The sequence below is a fragment of the Spirosoma gilvum genome, from assembly GCF_054776815.1.
Map to the genome: position 1 here is coordinate 435000 of NZ_BAAHBH010000004.1, position 15349 is coordinate 450348.

Genomic DNA, 15349 nt, shown 5'->3' on the forward strand with positions numbered 1-15349 from the left:
TATTCATCTGGATTAAAAAGTAAAGCCAACCTGGCTCTGTATATTTTTGTTATGGTCCAGTTGTTACTTTTTTCTTAATTTTACCACTCCTATCAACAACTAAAAATTAACGGATGCAAAAGATAATTTTGCTGATTGCGGGTTTAGCAATTTCAGCCGGTTCTGCCTTGGCGCAACCTACCGCCCCGAGCACCCAGCACGCCAATACTCGTTTTGAGCAACTAGGCCCCATATTGCCCACTCCCAATACGTTTCGGACAGCTTCCGGTGCTCCTGGAAAAGACTACTTTCAGAACCGCGCCGATTATGACATCAAAGCAACCCTCGATGATGCTACGCAGAAAATAACCGGCTCTGAAACGATCACGTATCACAACAACTCCAGCGACGCTCTGCCCTACCTCTGGCTCCAGCTCGATCAAAATCTGTTTCGCCCCGAAGCCATTGGGAATTCATCCCGTACCAGCAGTATCAATGCCGACCGGGGTATGTCGTTCCAGCAGCTGAATCAGGGCGGGGATTTATCAACGAAAGATTACGGTCATAAAATCACATCGGTACGAGATGCAACCGGCAAACCACTACGGTACACCATCAACCAGACTATGATGCGGATCGATTTACCTCAACCCGTTGGGCCTGGCAAATCGGTGAGCTTTTCCATCGACTGGAATTTTAAGATTGTTGATGTAAAAGCCGTTGGTGCCCGTTCGGGGTATGAGTTTTTTCCGGCCGATGGCAATTACATTTACGAAATAGCCCAGTGGTTTCCGCGTCTCTGCGCTTATAACGATGTGACTGGCTGGCAGAACAAGCAATTTCTGGGGACGGGCGAATTCACGCTGATCTTCGGAAACTATAAAGTAGCCCTGACCGTACCAAACGACCACATCGTAGGCGCCACCGGTGAACTTCAAAATCCAACACAGGTTTTAACGGCCACCCAGCAAAAACGCTGGAATGAAGCTAAAGGTAAAGGCGATAAACCAGGCGAAAATCCAGTCGTGATCGTTACGCAGGCCGAAGCGCAGGCGGCAGAAAAAGGCAAACCTACTGGTACTAAAACCTGGGTTTACAAAGCTGATAATGTTCGGGATTTCTCGTTTGCCAGTAGCCGTAAATTCATCTGGGACGCCTTGCAACCGAATGTAGAAGGCAAACGCGTGTGGGCTATGTCGCTCTATCCGAAAGAAGCTAATCCACTCTGGGGGCAATACTCAACCCGACTTGTTGCCCATACCTTACGTTCATACTCGCGTCGGACCATTGCGTATCCGTACCCAGTTGCGTATTCCGTTCATGGGCCGGTGGGTGGTATGGAATACCCGATGATCAGTTTCAACGGCGCCCGGCCGCTCGAAGATGGTACTTACTCTGAAGGCACGAAAAACTTCCTGATTTCAGTCGTTATCCACGAAGTCGGTCACAATTTCTTCCCCATGATCGTCAATTCCGACGAACGGCAGTGGTCATGGATGGACGAAGGCTTAAATACGTTTCTGGAAGGACTGGCCTGCCTTGAATGGGATGCCAATTTCCCCGCTCATGGCATCGACCCGCAGTACATTGTTCCCTACATGCAACTCGACTCGACTCAGCAGGTTTCTATTATGAGCAGTTCGGATAATGTCCCCCGCAATACCTTCGGCCCGAATGCCTATACTAAACCGGGTACTGGTCTGAATATCCTGCGCGAAACGATCATGGGGCGCGAACTATTCGACTACGCCTTCAAGGAATACGCTCGTCGCTGGGCGTTCAAAAGCCCCGAACCGGCTGACTTTTTCCGCACCATGGAAGATGCTTCGGGAGTCGACCTGGATTGGTTCTGGAAGGGATGGTTCTATAGCGTACAACCTGTCGATCAATCCCTGGTAAAGGTGGATTGGTTTCAGGCAGGCTCTCAAAATCCAGAGATTAGCAAAGCCGAAGCCCGTACCGAAGCCCAGCGAAAACTGAACACGATCAGCAAACAGCGCGATGCCCTGAGCAAAGATCAGACCGTTGTATCGCAGGACAGTACCATGCGCGACTTCTATAACCGATATGACCCGTATGCAGTAACTGACCAGGATCGGAAAAAATATCAGGACTATCTGGCTACGCTGACTGCCGAAGAACGCTTACTGGCCGAAGCAGGTACGAATTTTTACACCCTATCGCTTCAAAATAAAGGCGGTCTTCCTATGCCCGTTATTGTGCGGATGGAGTTTGAAGACGGCACCGATTCAATAGCGCGTTTCCCAGCCGAAATCTGGCGTTTCAACGACGTATCGGTTAAAAAAGTCATTGCTACCAATAAAAAGGTGAAGCAATGGACACTCGATCCATTCTACGAAATTGCCGATATTAATACAGAAGACAACTCGTTTCCGCGAGTGGCTAAGCCTACCCGTTTCCAGTTGTTTAAGCAACGGCAGGGACCAGGAGGTGTTGCAGGGCCGAATCCAATGCAACAACAACGTCAAACATCCCCCGCCCGACAAGGCAGTGGTCGAAATTAATCATCTCTATTAACCTAAGCATACTATGAAAAAAGTAATGGTAGCAGTCGGGCTCACCCTTTGGTCGGCCACGCTGTTTGCCCAGGCTCCGGCCCCATCAACACAAAACGCCAATAATCGTTTTGAGCAACTTGGGCCCATGTTGCCTACGCCCAACACCTTTCGTACGGCCGCTGGTGCACCCGGAAAAGACTACTTCCAAAACCGGGCCGATTACGACATCAAAGTCGAGCTTGACGATGCCAATCAGAAAATTATTGGCTCGGAAACCGTTACGTACCACAACAATTCGACGGATGAACTTCCATTCATATGGCTGCAGCTCGATCAAAACTTGTTTGCCAAAGGCTCAACGGGTAGCATTACCCGCACCGGTGGTGTGAACGAAAGCGGTATGAGTTTCGCCCAGTTGCAAAACCTGACTTCGGTTCGCGAGCGAAGCCAGCAACAGGCGACCGATAAGTATGGCTACAAAATCACAGCCGTAAAAGATGCCAAAACGGGTACAGCTCTCAAATACACGATCAATCAGACGATGATGCGGATTGATCTACCTACGGCTCTGAAACCCGGCGGCAGCTACTCGTTCAACGTCGACTGGAACTACTTCGTTACCGAATACTACGGTCGGAGCGGTATGGAGTTTTTCCCGAAAGATGGCAACTATAACTACTTCATCGCTCACTGGTTTCCCCGTCTGTGTTCCTATAGCGATGTGACCGGCTGGCAAAACAAGCAGTTTCTGGGTCAGGGCGAGTTTACGCTCATCTTCGGGAACTATAAAGTAGCCATTACGGCTCCCAGTGATCATGTTATTGGTGCCACGGGCGAATGCCAGAATTACAAGCAGGTTTTGAGCGCTACCCAGCAGAAACGGCTGGCGCAGGCGGCTACCTCAAAAACACCAGTTGTGATCGTGACGCAGGCCGAAGCCGAAGCCGCTGAAAAAGCAAAACCAGGCGATACAAAAACAAAAAAGACCTGGGTATTTGCGGCTCAGAACGTTCGTGACTTTGCCTTCACCAGCAGCCGCAAATTCATTTGGGACGCCATGCAGACCGATGTATACGGCGATGGGCACAAAATCTGGAGCATGTCGTTCTACTCCAAAGAAGGCAATCCGCTGTGGGGCCAATATTCTACTCGTGTAGTGGAACATACACTGCGGTCGTACGGCAACCGGACCATCAAATACCCATATCCAGTAGCCATTTCCTGCCACGCTACAGCGGGTGGTGGTATGGAGTATCCGATGATTTCCTTTAATGGTGGTCGCCCAGAGGCAGATGGCACTTATTCGGCACAAACCAAAGCAGGAATGATCGGCGTCATCATCCACGAAGTCGGTCACAACTTCTTCCCCATGATCGTCAACTCCGACGAGCGGCAATGGACCTGGATGGACGAAGGATTGAACACCTTCTGTCAGTATCTGGCCGAAAAAGAATGGGACTACGATTTCCCAAGCCGTCGGGGAGAGCCTCAATACATTACCGACTACATGAAATCCGATAAATCAGTACTGTCGCCAATTATGACCTCGTCGGATAACGTAATCAGCCTGGGGCCGAATGCGTATGCCAAACCTGCCACAGCCCTGAACATCCTGCGCGAAACGGTCATGGGCCGCGAACTGTTCGATTATGCGTTCAAGGAATATGCTCGTCGTTGGGCGTTCAAAACTCCTGAGCCAGCCGATTTCTTCCGCACGCTGGAAGATGCTTCGGGTGTCGATCTGGACTGGTTCTGGAAAGGTTGGTTTTATGGCGTCGAGCCCGTTGATCAGGATCTGGTCGAAGTGGATTGGTTTCAGGTTGACTCGGGCGATCCGGTAGCAACTAAAGCAGCCGCTAAAGAAGAGGCTATGCGTCGGGCAGGCACCATCAGCAAACAACGGGATGCCGCAACCAAAGCCGAAACGGTTGTAATGAAGGATTCTACGATGAAAGATTTCTACAACAACTATGACCCTTATGCTGTAACTGACAGCGATAAGAAGAAATACCAGGATTACCTGGCTACCCTTAGCGAATCGGAACGGTCAGCGCTCGAGAAAAGCGCTGGGACAAACTATTATACGTTGTCATTGAAGAACAAAGGCGGGGTACCCATGCCGGTCATTATCCGGATGCAGTTTGAAGATGGGACCGATTCGGTAGCGCGTTTCCCGGCCGAAATCTGGCGATTCAATGATGTATCAGTCAAAAAGGTAATTGCCACGAATAAAAAAGTGACGCAGTGGACGCTGGACCCTTTCCAGGAAATAGCAGATATCGATACCGAGAATAACTCATTCCCACGCGTATCGCAACCAACCCGTTTCCAGTTGTTTAAGCAACGGGGCTTTGGACCACAAGGGCCTAACCCGATGCAACAGCAGAAGCAGACCACTCCACCACCAGCAAGGCAAGGTACTGGCAGAAATTAACGACAAATGGATAATGATTGATGGATAATGACTAAAGTTGTCAGTAGAATTAACACTTTATTCATTGTACATTAATCATTATCCATTACTTTTGCGCTCCAATCGGGATGTAGCGCAGTCCGGTAGCGTGCTTGCATGGGGTGCAAGAGGTCGTGGGTTCGAATCCCGCCTTCCCGACTAAACGAAAAAGCCATTTATGTTTATCATAGGTGGCTTTTTCGTTTTTAAGCTTTAAAAGTTTAACACATCAATAGCATAAATCAAGACCAATTGCCCATATGAAACATATCGATAAGGGTAAGCATTATGGTTCTACAGGCAAAGTGAAGGTAGCATTGGCTTGGCTATCGATCAGGAATGTATCCTATTGCCTTTTGATCCTGTTTGGTAGTTATGCGCAGATCTTTGGCCAGTCCACGTCGCCTAAACAGAAGCAGGAATATGTCTGTTTACCCTGCGGCTCAGACTGTGATCACGAAGTTTTCTACCAAGCAGGCACCTGTCCTCACTGCGGGATGCGTCTGGTGTTAAAGAAAAACGTCGTATTCCAGAATATCTCTCCCATTGAAGTGTGTAAGACTGTTACTGAACGACCTGGCGTAATCCTGCTAGATGTGCGCACCCCTCAGGAGTTTGAAGGACAGGCAGCTGAAAAGTTTGGCCGGTTAAAGAACGCAATAAACATTCCGATTCAGCAATTGGAGAACCGCCTGGCGGAACTCGAATCGGTTAAGCATAAGGAAATTATCGTGTATTGCTCACATAGCCACCGAAGTCCACGAGCCAGTCATATACTCACAGAGCATGGGTTTACCAACGTTAAAAACATGACCGGTGGCATGTCCACCTGGGCCGAATCGGTCGGTAATTTGCCAATGGGTAATGCATTATTGATTAAGTAACCCGATGGTTTATAGCCGAAACTAAAACTTAGGCAAACTGCACACCATACCCTCCCGATAAACGAGCAAGTAAGTGAGCTAGCATCTCCGTCGGCGGGGGGCCTTGAGGAGCCTGTAAAACCGTAGGCACTTCCGGAATGGGTTGACTGAACTCGACAAAGTAATTAGCGAAATCACCGGGTGTCAATAGCGTTACGATTCGGGCATGCTCAGATAGAATGCTAAACTGGTGCTCGATGTTACGGGGAGCAAAAATAGCTTGTCCAGGCTGGCCAATCAGGGACTGTTCTCCTATATCGAATCGAACGCTACCTTCAAGCAAATAAAAGGTCTCATCCTCTCGAGTGTGTGTATGACGAGGAGGTTCACTCCCCTTTGGCAATGTAATGTCTAGGAGAGCGAAGCTTCCGCCAGTCTGTTCGGGCGAGATCAGGACACGTAAAAAACCGCCATTATAAGCACGGAGCGAGTTTGACTGAGTGACTGCTATTTGTTCCATTGTATTGTGTTTACAGTTGTTATGTGTTACAGTCGTAACGGAACAAAATTGTCACTCGAAGCTATTTCAACCAGTTGAGAATCCTCTAAAACGGAATATTTCCGTTTCTAATTGAGGAATTATTAACATGAGCTGGCTAATACGCATCGCTTGAAAAAGCCACATAGACTGGCATTGTCCTTAGTAAAAAGAGTTAGACTTAGCGATGCATAGCCAACGTGAGACAACCCAAAAGTTATATTTGCTGGAAATCTAGTCGATCATGAAACGTTGCCTGTACATCCTCATCTTTCTCTCGTTAGCCAGTACTGGTTATTCCCAAAAAGCAGACATCCCTAAGGGTGCCAATCGAATTGAATTCACCAGTACTTTGTCTGACTCAGCACTGGTCGATATGATTGCCTTCCGCCTTGAGTCAACTGGGTTCTTCATTGAGCAGCTGGACAAAAACAAAGGCTTTGCTTTGACCGAATACAAAAACATGGGCAATGAGATTTCAATACGTGTTTTTGTTCGGGTTGATGGCAATAAAGCGGTATTTAATGGCCAGGGGAATGCCGATATGCTCGGTTATCAATACCGAAATGCGCCCTTAATTTACAAGGGGTCTACGGGTGGGCTTGAAAAAAGCGGGTTTATGGCGTTGGATGGCGTTGTTAAGAAGTTAGCCAAAACGGTTGGCGCTTCGGACCTTGCCTACTTAGTACCTTAGCTGCCTGCGCACATTCACCAATAAAGCATCAATTATTCATTCGTATTAAACTGATTGGTCCGACAGGCTGTTCATAGCTTGTTCTTTCTGTCCATTAAAAAAAATTTTGCTGTCTTTATGGAATTGCTGTTATCGACGCATCTATCCTTAAAAAGGTGCAGAACACAGTCATTTCAACTGATATGGACAAGCTTAACAATTTTTTCATAATCTACGATCCTCCATAATGATCAGGCTCAACTAGCTTATTGAGAGAGAGTTTTGGAGGCAAAAGTCCAGGTTTAGGATTTATCCGCTGTATTAACCCCTGATTAACAGGATCATCAAGTCAAATATATCCAAGTATTTATTGGTGGATTACAATAAAAGTGAAACATTTGACCAAAAGCGTTGTGTGGTTTTTAACAGAAAACACCTATTTTTGTGGAGGTTCGACGGTATTTCTGCTAAATTTTTAGCTGATCAAACCGAAAGAGTCTAAATTTTTCACTTTTTTTACCGGGTAAACCAACTTTTAAATTTTAACCCTACAGTCCAGTTCAAATGAAAACACAAACTCCCTCTCCAGCACCCGCTAAAGCACCAGCCCCAAAAAAGAAGTCATCGGGCGGTCTGAACCCTGCGTTCGTCCTTCCGGTTCTGCTGATCATCGGTATCCTGACGTATATGTTCGTCTTCGGTGATGGCAGTCACTTCCAGGAAGGCGACAATACCAAAGAACCCCTACCTGGCGACTACTTCGGTACCGTGTATAAGGGAGGATTTATTGTACCTATTCTGTTCACTTGCTTCCTGACCGTATTGGTGTTCTCGATTGAGCGCTTCATCACAATCGGACGTGCGAATGGTTCAGGTTCAATTGATGATTTCGTTCGGAAAATTAAAGGCCAGCTTGACCGGAATGAAGTGGCTGCCGCTATTCAGGAGTGTGATCGTCAAAAAGGTTCTATCGGTAATGTGGTGAAAACGGCCCTGCTGAAGTACCAGCAATTAGCTACCGATACGGAGCTGAACAAAGAACAAAAGTTAGTTGCTCTGCAAAAAGAAGTTGAAGAAGCTACGACGCTGGAACTGCCAATGCTGGAAAAGAACCTGACGATCATTGCTACGCTGGCTTCGGTTTCTACGCTGATCGCCCTGCTCGGAACGGTACTTGGGATGATTCGGGCCTTCGCTGCCATGGGTGCAACGGGCCAGCCTGACACAGCCGCTCTTTCGACGGGTATCTCTGAAGCTCTGGTAAACACGGCTCTGGGTATCGGTACGGCTGCTATCGCTACGATCATGTATAGCTACTTCACCAGCCGTATCGACGTGTTGACCTACAACATCGACGAAATCGGTCTGAGCATCCAGCAGAACTTTGCAGCTCACTACTAAGTCGTACCAGTGTAGTTGATGTAATTAACCCATCTGCATGGACAAACCAAGCAGGTAGAAACAGAACAACTCATGCCAGCAGTTAAAGTAAAACGTGCCAGTTCGGCGGTCGATATGACCGCCATGTGCGACGTGGCATTCCTGTTGCTGACGTTCTTCATTCTGACGGCCCAATTCCGGGCGCAGGATGCCGCAGCAATCGAAACACCATCGTCAATCTCTGGCATTAAAGTCCCCGATAAGGACATTATGACCATTGGTCTTGGCAGAGACGGTAAAGTCTACTTTGGCATCGATAACCAGCAGCACCGCATTGCTATGCTGGATAACATTGCCCAGGCAAAAGGCATTACCTTTTCACCAAAAGAGCAGAAAGAGTTCGCCTTAATGTCGAACTTCGGTATGCCAATCGCTCAGTTAAAGCAGTTCCTTAGCCTGTCGCATGAGCAGCAGGGAAAAGTCAAACAGCCTGGTATTCCTACAGATTCGACAGGAGCTGGTGCTGCCAATGAACTAAAAGACTGGGTGTTTAACGCTCGTAAGGCTAACAACGATCTTCGAATCGCGTTGAAAGGCGATAACCTCGCTAAATTCCCCGAATTCAAGAACGTACTAGCTACGCTGCAAGCACAGAACATCAACAAATTCAACCTGATCACTGGTACGGAAGCACCACCGGCGGGTTGGAAGGCAGATGACTAACGTGCAGTGATTGCAACCGAATTGATTTTTCCTCACGCGAATCTGTTAAGAAAACATGGCAGAAATTAACACTGGCGGTGGTGGTGGTAAACATGATGGTGGTAAGGTACGCTCCAAGAAAGCATCAACCCGCGTCGATATGACGCCCATGGTGGACCTGGGGTTCCTACTGATTACCTTCTTCATTTTGGCTACCACCCTGAGCAAACCATCTTCGATGACGCTCAACGTGCCAGATAAAACAAAAACAGAAGAGACGGAGCCTATTAAGGCCTCCAACGTTATGACGATCTTCCTGGGTAAAGACAATAAGGCGCATTACATCTTTGGTAAGGCGGCTAATGAAGACCCAGAAGTAAAGACCGTCGGCTACGGCTACGAATTCCGGCAGGCAATTCAGGAGAATGCCCGCAAAGTTCCAGCCGATAAGTTTGTTGTGGTGGTGAAGCCAACCAAAGAATCAACCTACAAAAATATGGTTGATGTACTGGACGAAATGGCCATTACTAAAACCAAACGATACGCACTTGTGGATCAGTTAACCCCTGATGAGAAAAAACTTCTCAAGGATAAGGCTAAAATAGACGCATAACACCATGGCAGAAATAGACCCAAAGGCAACACTTGATGATATCGTGTTTGCCCACCGGAACAAATCGTATGGTGCTTACGATCTTCGGAAAACGTACCCTAAAACTGTAACCCGTGCCCTCGTTATTGGTGGTTTCCTGTTTACACTGGGTGTACTTTCTCCATCGATTATCAGTGCCTTGACGCCGGAGAAAAAAGAGGAGGCAATGGTAGAGGTGGACCTGATGAAGCTCCCACCACCACCAATTGACCCCAATGAGCCGCCACCGCCACCGCCACCGCCGGTTGAACTACCGAAGGTGAACACGGTGAAGTTCCTTCCACCGGAAGTAAAGCCGGATGAAGAAGTACCTGAAGAAACGCCACCACCAGCCGTTGAAGAGCTGAAAGAAGCAGTAGCAGCTGAAAAAACGCAGGAAGGTGACCCCAATGCCGAAGAGGTTATTGCTGCTCCTGAAGCGACGGCTGCTCCAACGAAGGTAGAGGTTGCTGTAGAAGCTGCTCCGAAAGAAGAAGAAATCTTTACGGTGGTAGAACAGCAGCCTGAATTCCCAGGAGGTATGGCCGCACTCGGTCAGTACCTGGGCAAAACGCTCCGGTATCCTGCTGCTGCGCAGCGGGCCAACATATCGGGTCGGGTATTCGTAAGCTTCGTTGTGAATACGGATGGTAGTATTCAGGACGTACAAGTTCTGAAAGGCCTTGGTTTCGGTACGGATGAAGAAGCTCAGCGCGTAGTAAAAACCATGCCGAAGTGGCGTCCTGGTAAGCAATCAGGTCGGCCGGTACGGGTGAAATACAACCTGCCGATCAACTTCACGCTGGAGTAAGCTTTTATGCGTAGACAAAATAGAGGTGCAGCCCAGTTAACGCTGTACATAGCAGCGTTGGCTTCGCTGGCGTATTTGGGAGGAGGCATCGCACTGATAGCCTCCTCTCAGTCTTTTGGCATGTTACCAGAGCCTGGCTTGCTTCGGTATAGTATGGGTGCCCTGCTAATCATTTATGGAGCCTTTCGGGCCTATCGGGCCTACCAACGTTTTCAGAATAATGACTAATCGATTTTGGGTGCTTATTGGGCTGCTATTGAGCCTGCTGGGATGTAGTACGAATAAACAGTTGGACAACCCATCGAGGGGTGAAATTGTCATTGCTGCCGACGAATCGTTCCAGCCATTGGTTATGCAGTTGACCTCTGCTTATTCAGGAATCTATCCTGACGCCCATTTTAAAGTGGTATACAAGCCTGAGCAGGAAGCCATCAATATGATGCTTAAAGACAGTGCCCGACTTGTGTTTACAACACGGGTATTAAAGCCCAATGAACAGGCTGTACTTAAGCAACGGAAGATCAAAGGAACAACCGAAAAAATTGCAACGGATGGCGTCGCCCTGATCATTAATAAGGCGAACACCGACAGCCTGATCACCATGAATGAACTTCAGGGTGTTTTCGGTGGACAGATTAAGCAATGGTCTCAATTAAAAGGTGGGAATCAGACAGCGCCAATAACTTTAGTCTTTGATAACAATAATTCCAGTAATTTGGAGTTTGTATTAAACACTTTTAATGTCAAAGACGTTAAGAATCTACGAATTTTCACTACCCACTCAAATCGTGAAGTGATTGATTTTGTTCGTAAAAATCCATCGGCATTGGGCTTTATTGGTGTGAACTGGATTAGTGACAGCGACGAACCCCTCTCCGTTGAGTTAGCGCGTGATTTACGGGTAATGGGTGTATCGTCTAAACCCAACCCAACGGGCCGGGACGATTACTTTCAGCCGTTTCAGGAGGATTTAGGTATGCAACGGTATCCACTACGGCGACCTGTGTATATTTTAAGCCGGGAGACTCATCCTGGCTTGGGGGGAGGATTGATAAATTATATCACTCGTGATGCTGGATCACTAATCATTCGTAAATTGGGACTTTGGCCCAAAATGCCATATGATCGAATCATTAACTTAACAAAGTGATTTAGTTTTTTTGGTTTAACAGCAATTTTTTAGTTTTGCTATTTGTTTTATAAGCGCAAACCTTTTTCATTTCCAATTTGAAATCCATGATGAACAACCAAAAGCAGTCGCTATTGACCATCCTGTTCGTTGGGGCTACCGTAACGACTCCTTTAGTGGCGCAGGATCTCCAATCAGCGTTGAAAGACATAGAGGCTGATCGATATACAAAAGCCGAGAAAACGCTAACTCAATTGGCCAGCAGTTCGCCAAATGCTGAAAATCAGTTTTATTTAGGCTATTACTATCTTCGGAGCGGTCAAGCCGATAAGGCTAAAGCAGCTTTCGAAAAAGGCGCAGCGGCTGATGCCAAAAATCAGTTAAACAATATTGGCTTAGCTGGTGTGGCTCTCTCTAAGGGAGATGGCCCAGCCGCTAAAACCCTGATCGATAATGCTGTTGCAGCAACCAAAAGCAAAGATCAGAATGTGTTGATTCGCGGTGGCGAAATGTATACCCTTTTCGAAGATCCAAAGAAAAATAACCCTGCTGAAGCTCTCCGTTTGCTGACGCTTGCCGATGAAAAGGACAAGAAGAATGAAAATGCTGAGATCGAAATGCTACTGGGTGATGCTTACTTCCTGAAAAACGATGGCGGTAATGCGATCACCAAGTATGAAAATGCAATGACCATTACGCCGAACCTGGCCGAAGCAAACTATAAAATTGGTCGGTTATACCTTCGTGGTAAAAACTACACTAAGGCTCAGGATTATTTCAAGTTGGCGATTCAAAACGATCCAGAGTTCGCGCCAACGTATCTGGCTTATGCCGACGCGTTAGCTAACTCGCGGGCTTATAAAAGTGCAGCTCAAAACTATGAACTTTACGTTCAGAAGAGTGGCACCACCGACCCTGAAAAATTACTGGACGTAGCTCGTTACAGATTCCTGGCCGAAGACTATCCAGGCGCTATTGCTTACCTGGACCAACAAAAAGGCAAAATCAACAACCCGATCATCGACCGGATGTATGGTTGGGCCTATACCGCACTGGGCAAAAATCAGGAAGCAATTCAATCGTTGAATAAGTTTATTACGGCTGCCCCTCAGAAAGTGATGGTGGACGATTATAAGTTTTTAGGCCGGGCAAATCTTCAATTGAATACGCCCGAAGGAGATTCCTTAGGTATTGCTAATCTTGAAAAAGCAGCACCAATGGATACTACTGAAAACTTGTATCGTGAAATCGCAAAGGCTTTCTACGATAACAAGAAATACGATAAAGCTGCTTCATACTATACCAAGACAATCCAGACGGACAAAAAACCACAAAACAATGATTATCTGTGGTTAGGATTGGCTAGCTACCAATATGCCCCACGTGTAGGTCGTGATAGCACCGCTGCTCCAATGGATACAGCACAGATTCGTCAGGTAAAACAGATGTATTATCTGAAAGCTGATTCAGCCTTTACAACGATGGCGCAAAAGATTGAAGCGGATGGTAAAAAATATCCTTTGGCTTATTATTATCGCGCTGGAGCTAATTATTATGCTTATGCGAACGACAAATTAAAAGGAGCAGAATTAGCTACTCCTCTTTATGAGAAATTTATTGAGCAGGCAACTACTCCAGATGCAACCGATAAAACGGATTATAAGCGGTATCTGATTACATCGTATAAATCTTTGGCTGGCTTTAGCTTACTGAAAAAGGATGATGCCAAAGCAAAAGAGTACTTCAATAAAGTGCTTGAGCTCGATCCGAACGACGAAAGCGTGAAGAAAGCGATGGAAGAACCAAAACCTGCTCCGGCAGCCCCAACGAAGCCCGCTCCTAAAGCGGCTCCTGTGAAGAAGAAAGTAGCCGGTAAATAAGCTGATTTTAGACAATAGAATAAAAAAGCGTAGGTTTGAAACCTGCGCTTTTTTATTTTGATACTAGAAAAGCATGACTATCAAGGAATATCACTATTATTTTTCCGGGGCAATTGTAACTTTGCGGGCGCAATTTTTTTGTCTAAAAACGACACCCCTTTAAAGAGCCGTATGCTTAATCTTGTACTGTTTGGCCCGCCGGGAGCAGGGAAAGGTACCCAAAGCGAAAAGTTAATTCAAAAATACAACCTGGTTCACCTCTCAACAGGCGATTTGCTTCGATCACAGATTGCGGCAGGTACAGAACTCGGTTTACGAGCCAAACAATTAATGGACAACGGCTTATTGGTGCCCGATGAAGTCGTAATTGGTATGATTGAAAGTAAACTACAGGAAAATCAATCGGCTCCTGGGTTTATTTTCGACGGATTTCCCCGTACCGTGAATCAGGCCATTGCCCTTGATCAACTGCTCGATCAGCACCAAACCCGCATTACGGTCATGGTAGCCCTGGTTGTCGACAGTGAAGAGTTGACACGACGGCTATTGTTACGCGGCCAAACGTCCGGTCGCCCCGACGATCAGAACGAAGAGCTGATTCGTCGGCGTGTCAAAGAGTACAATGACAAAACAGCTCCAGTAGCTGACTATTATAATCAACAGGAAAAATACGTAGCCATCGACGGCATTGGTAGTATTGAGGATATTTTCCAGACTATCTGCCAAAAAATTGAAGAGTCGGTAGTGCGGTAGAGAGATTTATGGCTTCGTCAAATTTTATTGATTACGTAAAAATAAATTGTCGGTCAGGTGCTGGCGGAGCTGGATCAGTCCATTTCCGTCGGGAAAAGCACACCCCTAAGGGCGGGCCTGATGGTGGTGATGGCGGTCGTGGTGGGCATATTATTTTACGTGGCAATGCACAGCTCTGGACACTCCTGCACCTGAAATACCGGAAACACGTCAAAGCAGGTAATGGCGTAGCTGGGGAAGGTGGTCGACGAAGTGGTGCCCAGGGCGAAGATGTCATTCTGGAAGTGCCACTTGGTACCATTGCCAGGCATCCTGATTCTGGTGAAAAACTAGCGGAGATTACAGAAGACCAGCAGGAAATTATTCTGTTCCCAGGTGGTCGCGGTGGTCTGGGCAATGATCACTATAAATCGTCGACTCAACAGGCTCCTTACTATGCCCAACCGGGTGAACCCGGCGTAGACGAATGGGTTATTCTGGAGCTTAAGTTATTGGCTGATGTAGGGTTAGTTGGCTTTCCAAATGCCGGGAAATCAACGTTACTATCGGTTCTATCAGCAGCCCGGCCCGAAATAGCCGATTACCCATTTACAACCCTTGTCCCTAATTTGGGGGTCGTTGCCTATAGAGATTTCAAGTCGTTTGTAATGGCCGATATTCCGGGCATAATAGAAGGCGCATCGCAGGGTAAAGGTCTGGGGCTTCGCTTTTTACGTCATATCGAACGAAATTCGGTGTTGCTATTTCTTATTCCGGCAACCTCTGACGATATTAGAAAGGAATATAATACACTGCTCAATGAGCTACGCGAGTTTAATCCAGAACTAATGGATAAAACCCGTTTACTGGCCATTACCAAGATTGATTTGGTCGATGCTGACACGTTAGCAGGCATCAAGGAGCATTTACCTAAGAAAATACCTGTTGCATTTATTTCATCGGTTAGCCAACGTGGGCTGGACGAGTTAAAAGATATTATCTGGCAAAATCTGACGACCGTTGATCCATCCTCTTAGACTTATACAAGTCGATGCATAAG

The 15349-nt window shown here is 47.0% G+C and carries 14 protein-coding genes and 1 tRNA gene; 14 read left to right on the plus strand and 1 reads right to left on the minus strand.

What is annotated here, in order from left to right:
* Positions 1–113 precede the first annotated feature (113 nt).
* The 4 genes from ACYVFD_RS13180 (at position 114) to ACYVFD_RS13195 (ending at position 5834) form a co-directional block, all read left to right on the plus strand.
* A complete protein-coding gene (locus ACYVFD_RS13180; RefSeq protein ID WP_461090566.1) occupies positions 114–2504 on the plus strand; it encodes a M1 family metallopeptidase in 2391 nt (796 codons plus the stop codon).
* A gap of 25 nt (positions 2505–2529) precedes the next feature.
* A complete protein-coding gene (locus ACYVFD_RS13185) occupies positions 2530–4932 on the plus strand; it encodes a M1 family metallopeptidase (protein ID WP_461090567.1) in 2403 nt (800 codons plus the stop codon).
* A gap of 103 nt (positions 4933–5035) precedes the next feature.
* A tRNA-Pro gene (locus ACYVFD_RS13190) sits at positions 5036–5109 on the plus strand.
* Positions 5110–5210: 101 nt separating this feature from the next.
* Positions 5211–5834, plus strand: a complete 624-nt coding sequence (locus ACYVFD_RS13195; protein ID WP_461090568.1) for a rhodanese-like domain-containing protein — start codon at positions 5211–5213, stop codon at positions 5832–5834.
* A 28-nt stretch (positions 5835–5862) separates the two neighbouring features.
* On the opposite strand, the gene ACYVFD_RS13200 is transcribed toward ACYVFD_RS13195, so the two are convergent.
* The gene (locus ACYVFD_RS13200; protein ID WP_461090570.1) at positions 5863–6333 is read right to left on the minus strand and encodes a cupin domain-containing protein; all 471 of its coding nucleotides are present in this window, start codon (positions 6331–6333) and stop codon (positions 5863–5865) included.
* Positions 6334–6595: 262 nt separating this feature from the next.
* Here ACYVFD_RS13200 and ACYVFD_RS13205 point away from each other — a divergent pair, with 262 nt between their 5' ends.
* The 10 genes from ACYVFD_RS13205 (at position 6596) to obgE (ending at position 15326) form a co-directional block, all read left to right on the plus strand.
* Positions 6596–7045, plus strand: a complete 450-nt coding sequence (locus ACYVFD_RS13205; protein WP_461090572.1) for a hypothetical protein — start codon at positions 6596–6598, stop codon at positions 7043–7045.
* Positions 7046–7588: 543 nt separating this feature from the next.
* Positions 7589–8425 carry a MotA/TolQ/ExbB proton channel family protein gene (locus ACYVFD_RS13210; RefSeq protein WP_461090573.1) on the plus strand — a complete coding sequence of 279 codons (837 nt, stop codon included), beginning with the start codon at positions 7589–7591 and terminating at the stop codon, positions 8423–8425.
* Positions 8426–8497: 72 nt separating this feature from the next.
* Positions 8498–9127 (plus strand): biopolymer transporter ExbD, encoded by a 630-nt coding sequence (locus tag ACYVFD_RS13215; protein ID WP_461090575.1) that lies wholly within the window; start codon positions 8498–8500, stop codon positions 9125–9127.
* Between the two features lie 55 nt (positions 9128–9182).
* Positions 9183–9719, plus strand: coding sequence for an ExbD/TolR family protein (locus ACYVFD_RS13220; protein WP_461090577.1), 537 nt, complete (start codon positions 9183–9185; stop codon positions 9717–9719).
* A 4-nt stretch (positions 9720–9723) separates the two neighbouring features.
* Complete coding sequence (locus ACYVFD_RS13225) at positions 9724–10548, plus strand: energy transducer TonB (RefSeq protein WP_461090579.1); 825 nt, start codon at positions 9724–9726, stop codon at positions 10546–10548.
* Between the two features lie 6 nt (positions 10549–10554).
* A complete protein-coding gene (locus tag ACYVFD_RS13230; protein WP_461090581.1) occupies positions 10555–10776 on the plus strand; it encodes a hypothetical protein in 222 nt (73 codons plus the stop codon).
* Positions 10769–11698, plus strand: a complete 930-nt coding sequence (locus ACYVFD_RS13235; protein ID WP_461090583.1) for a PstS family phosphate ABC transporter substrate-binding protein — start codon at positions 10769–10771, stop codon at positions 11696–11698. The genes ACYVFD_RS13230 and ACYVFD_RS13235 overlap by 8 nt, the downstream gene beginning before the upstream one ends.
* 86 nt (positions 11699–11784) lie before the next feature.
* On the plus strand, positions 11785–13557 hold the full coding sequence (locus tag ACYVFD_RS13240) for a tetratricopeptide repeat protein (protein WP_461090585.1): 1773 nt from the start codon (positions 11785–11787) through the stop codon (positions 13555–13557).
* A gap of 171 nt (positions 13558–13728) precedes the next feature.
* Positions 13729–14310, plus strand: a complete 582-nt coding sequence (locus ACYVFD_RS13245) for an adenylate kinase (RefSeq protein WP_461090587.1) — start codon at positions 13729–13731, stop codon at positions 14308–14310.
* An 8-nt stretch (positions 14311–14318) separates the two neighbouring features.
* Entirely contained in the window at positions 14319–15326 is a 1008-nt protein-coding gene (obgE, locus tag ACYVFD_RS13250) for a GTPase ObgE (RefSeq protein ID WP_461090589.1), read from the plus strand.
* The last annotated feature ends 23 nt before the right edge of the window (positions 15327–15349 follow it).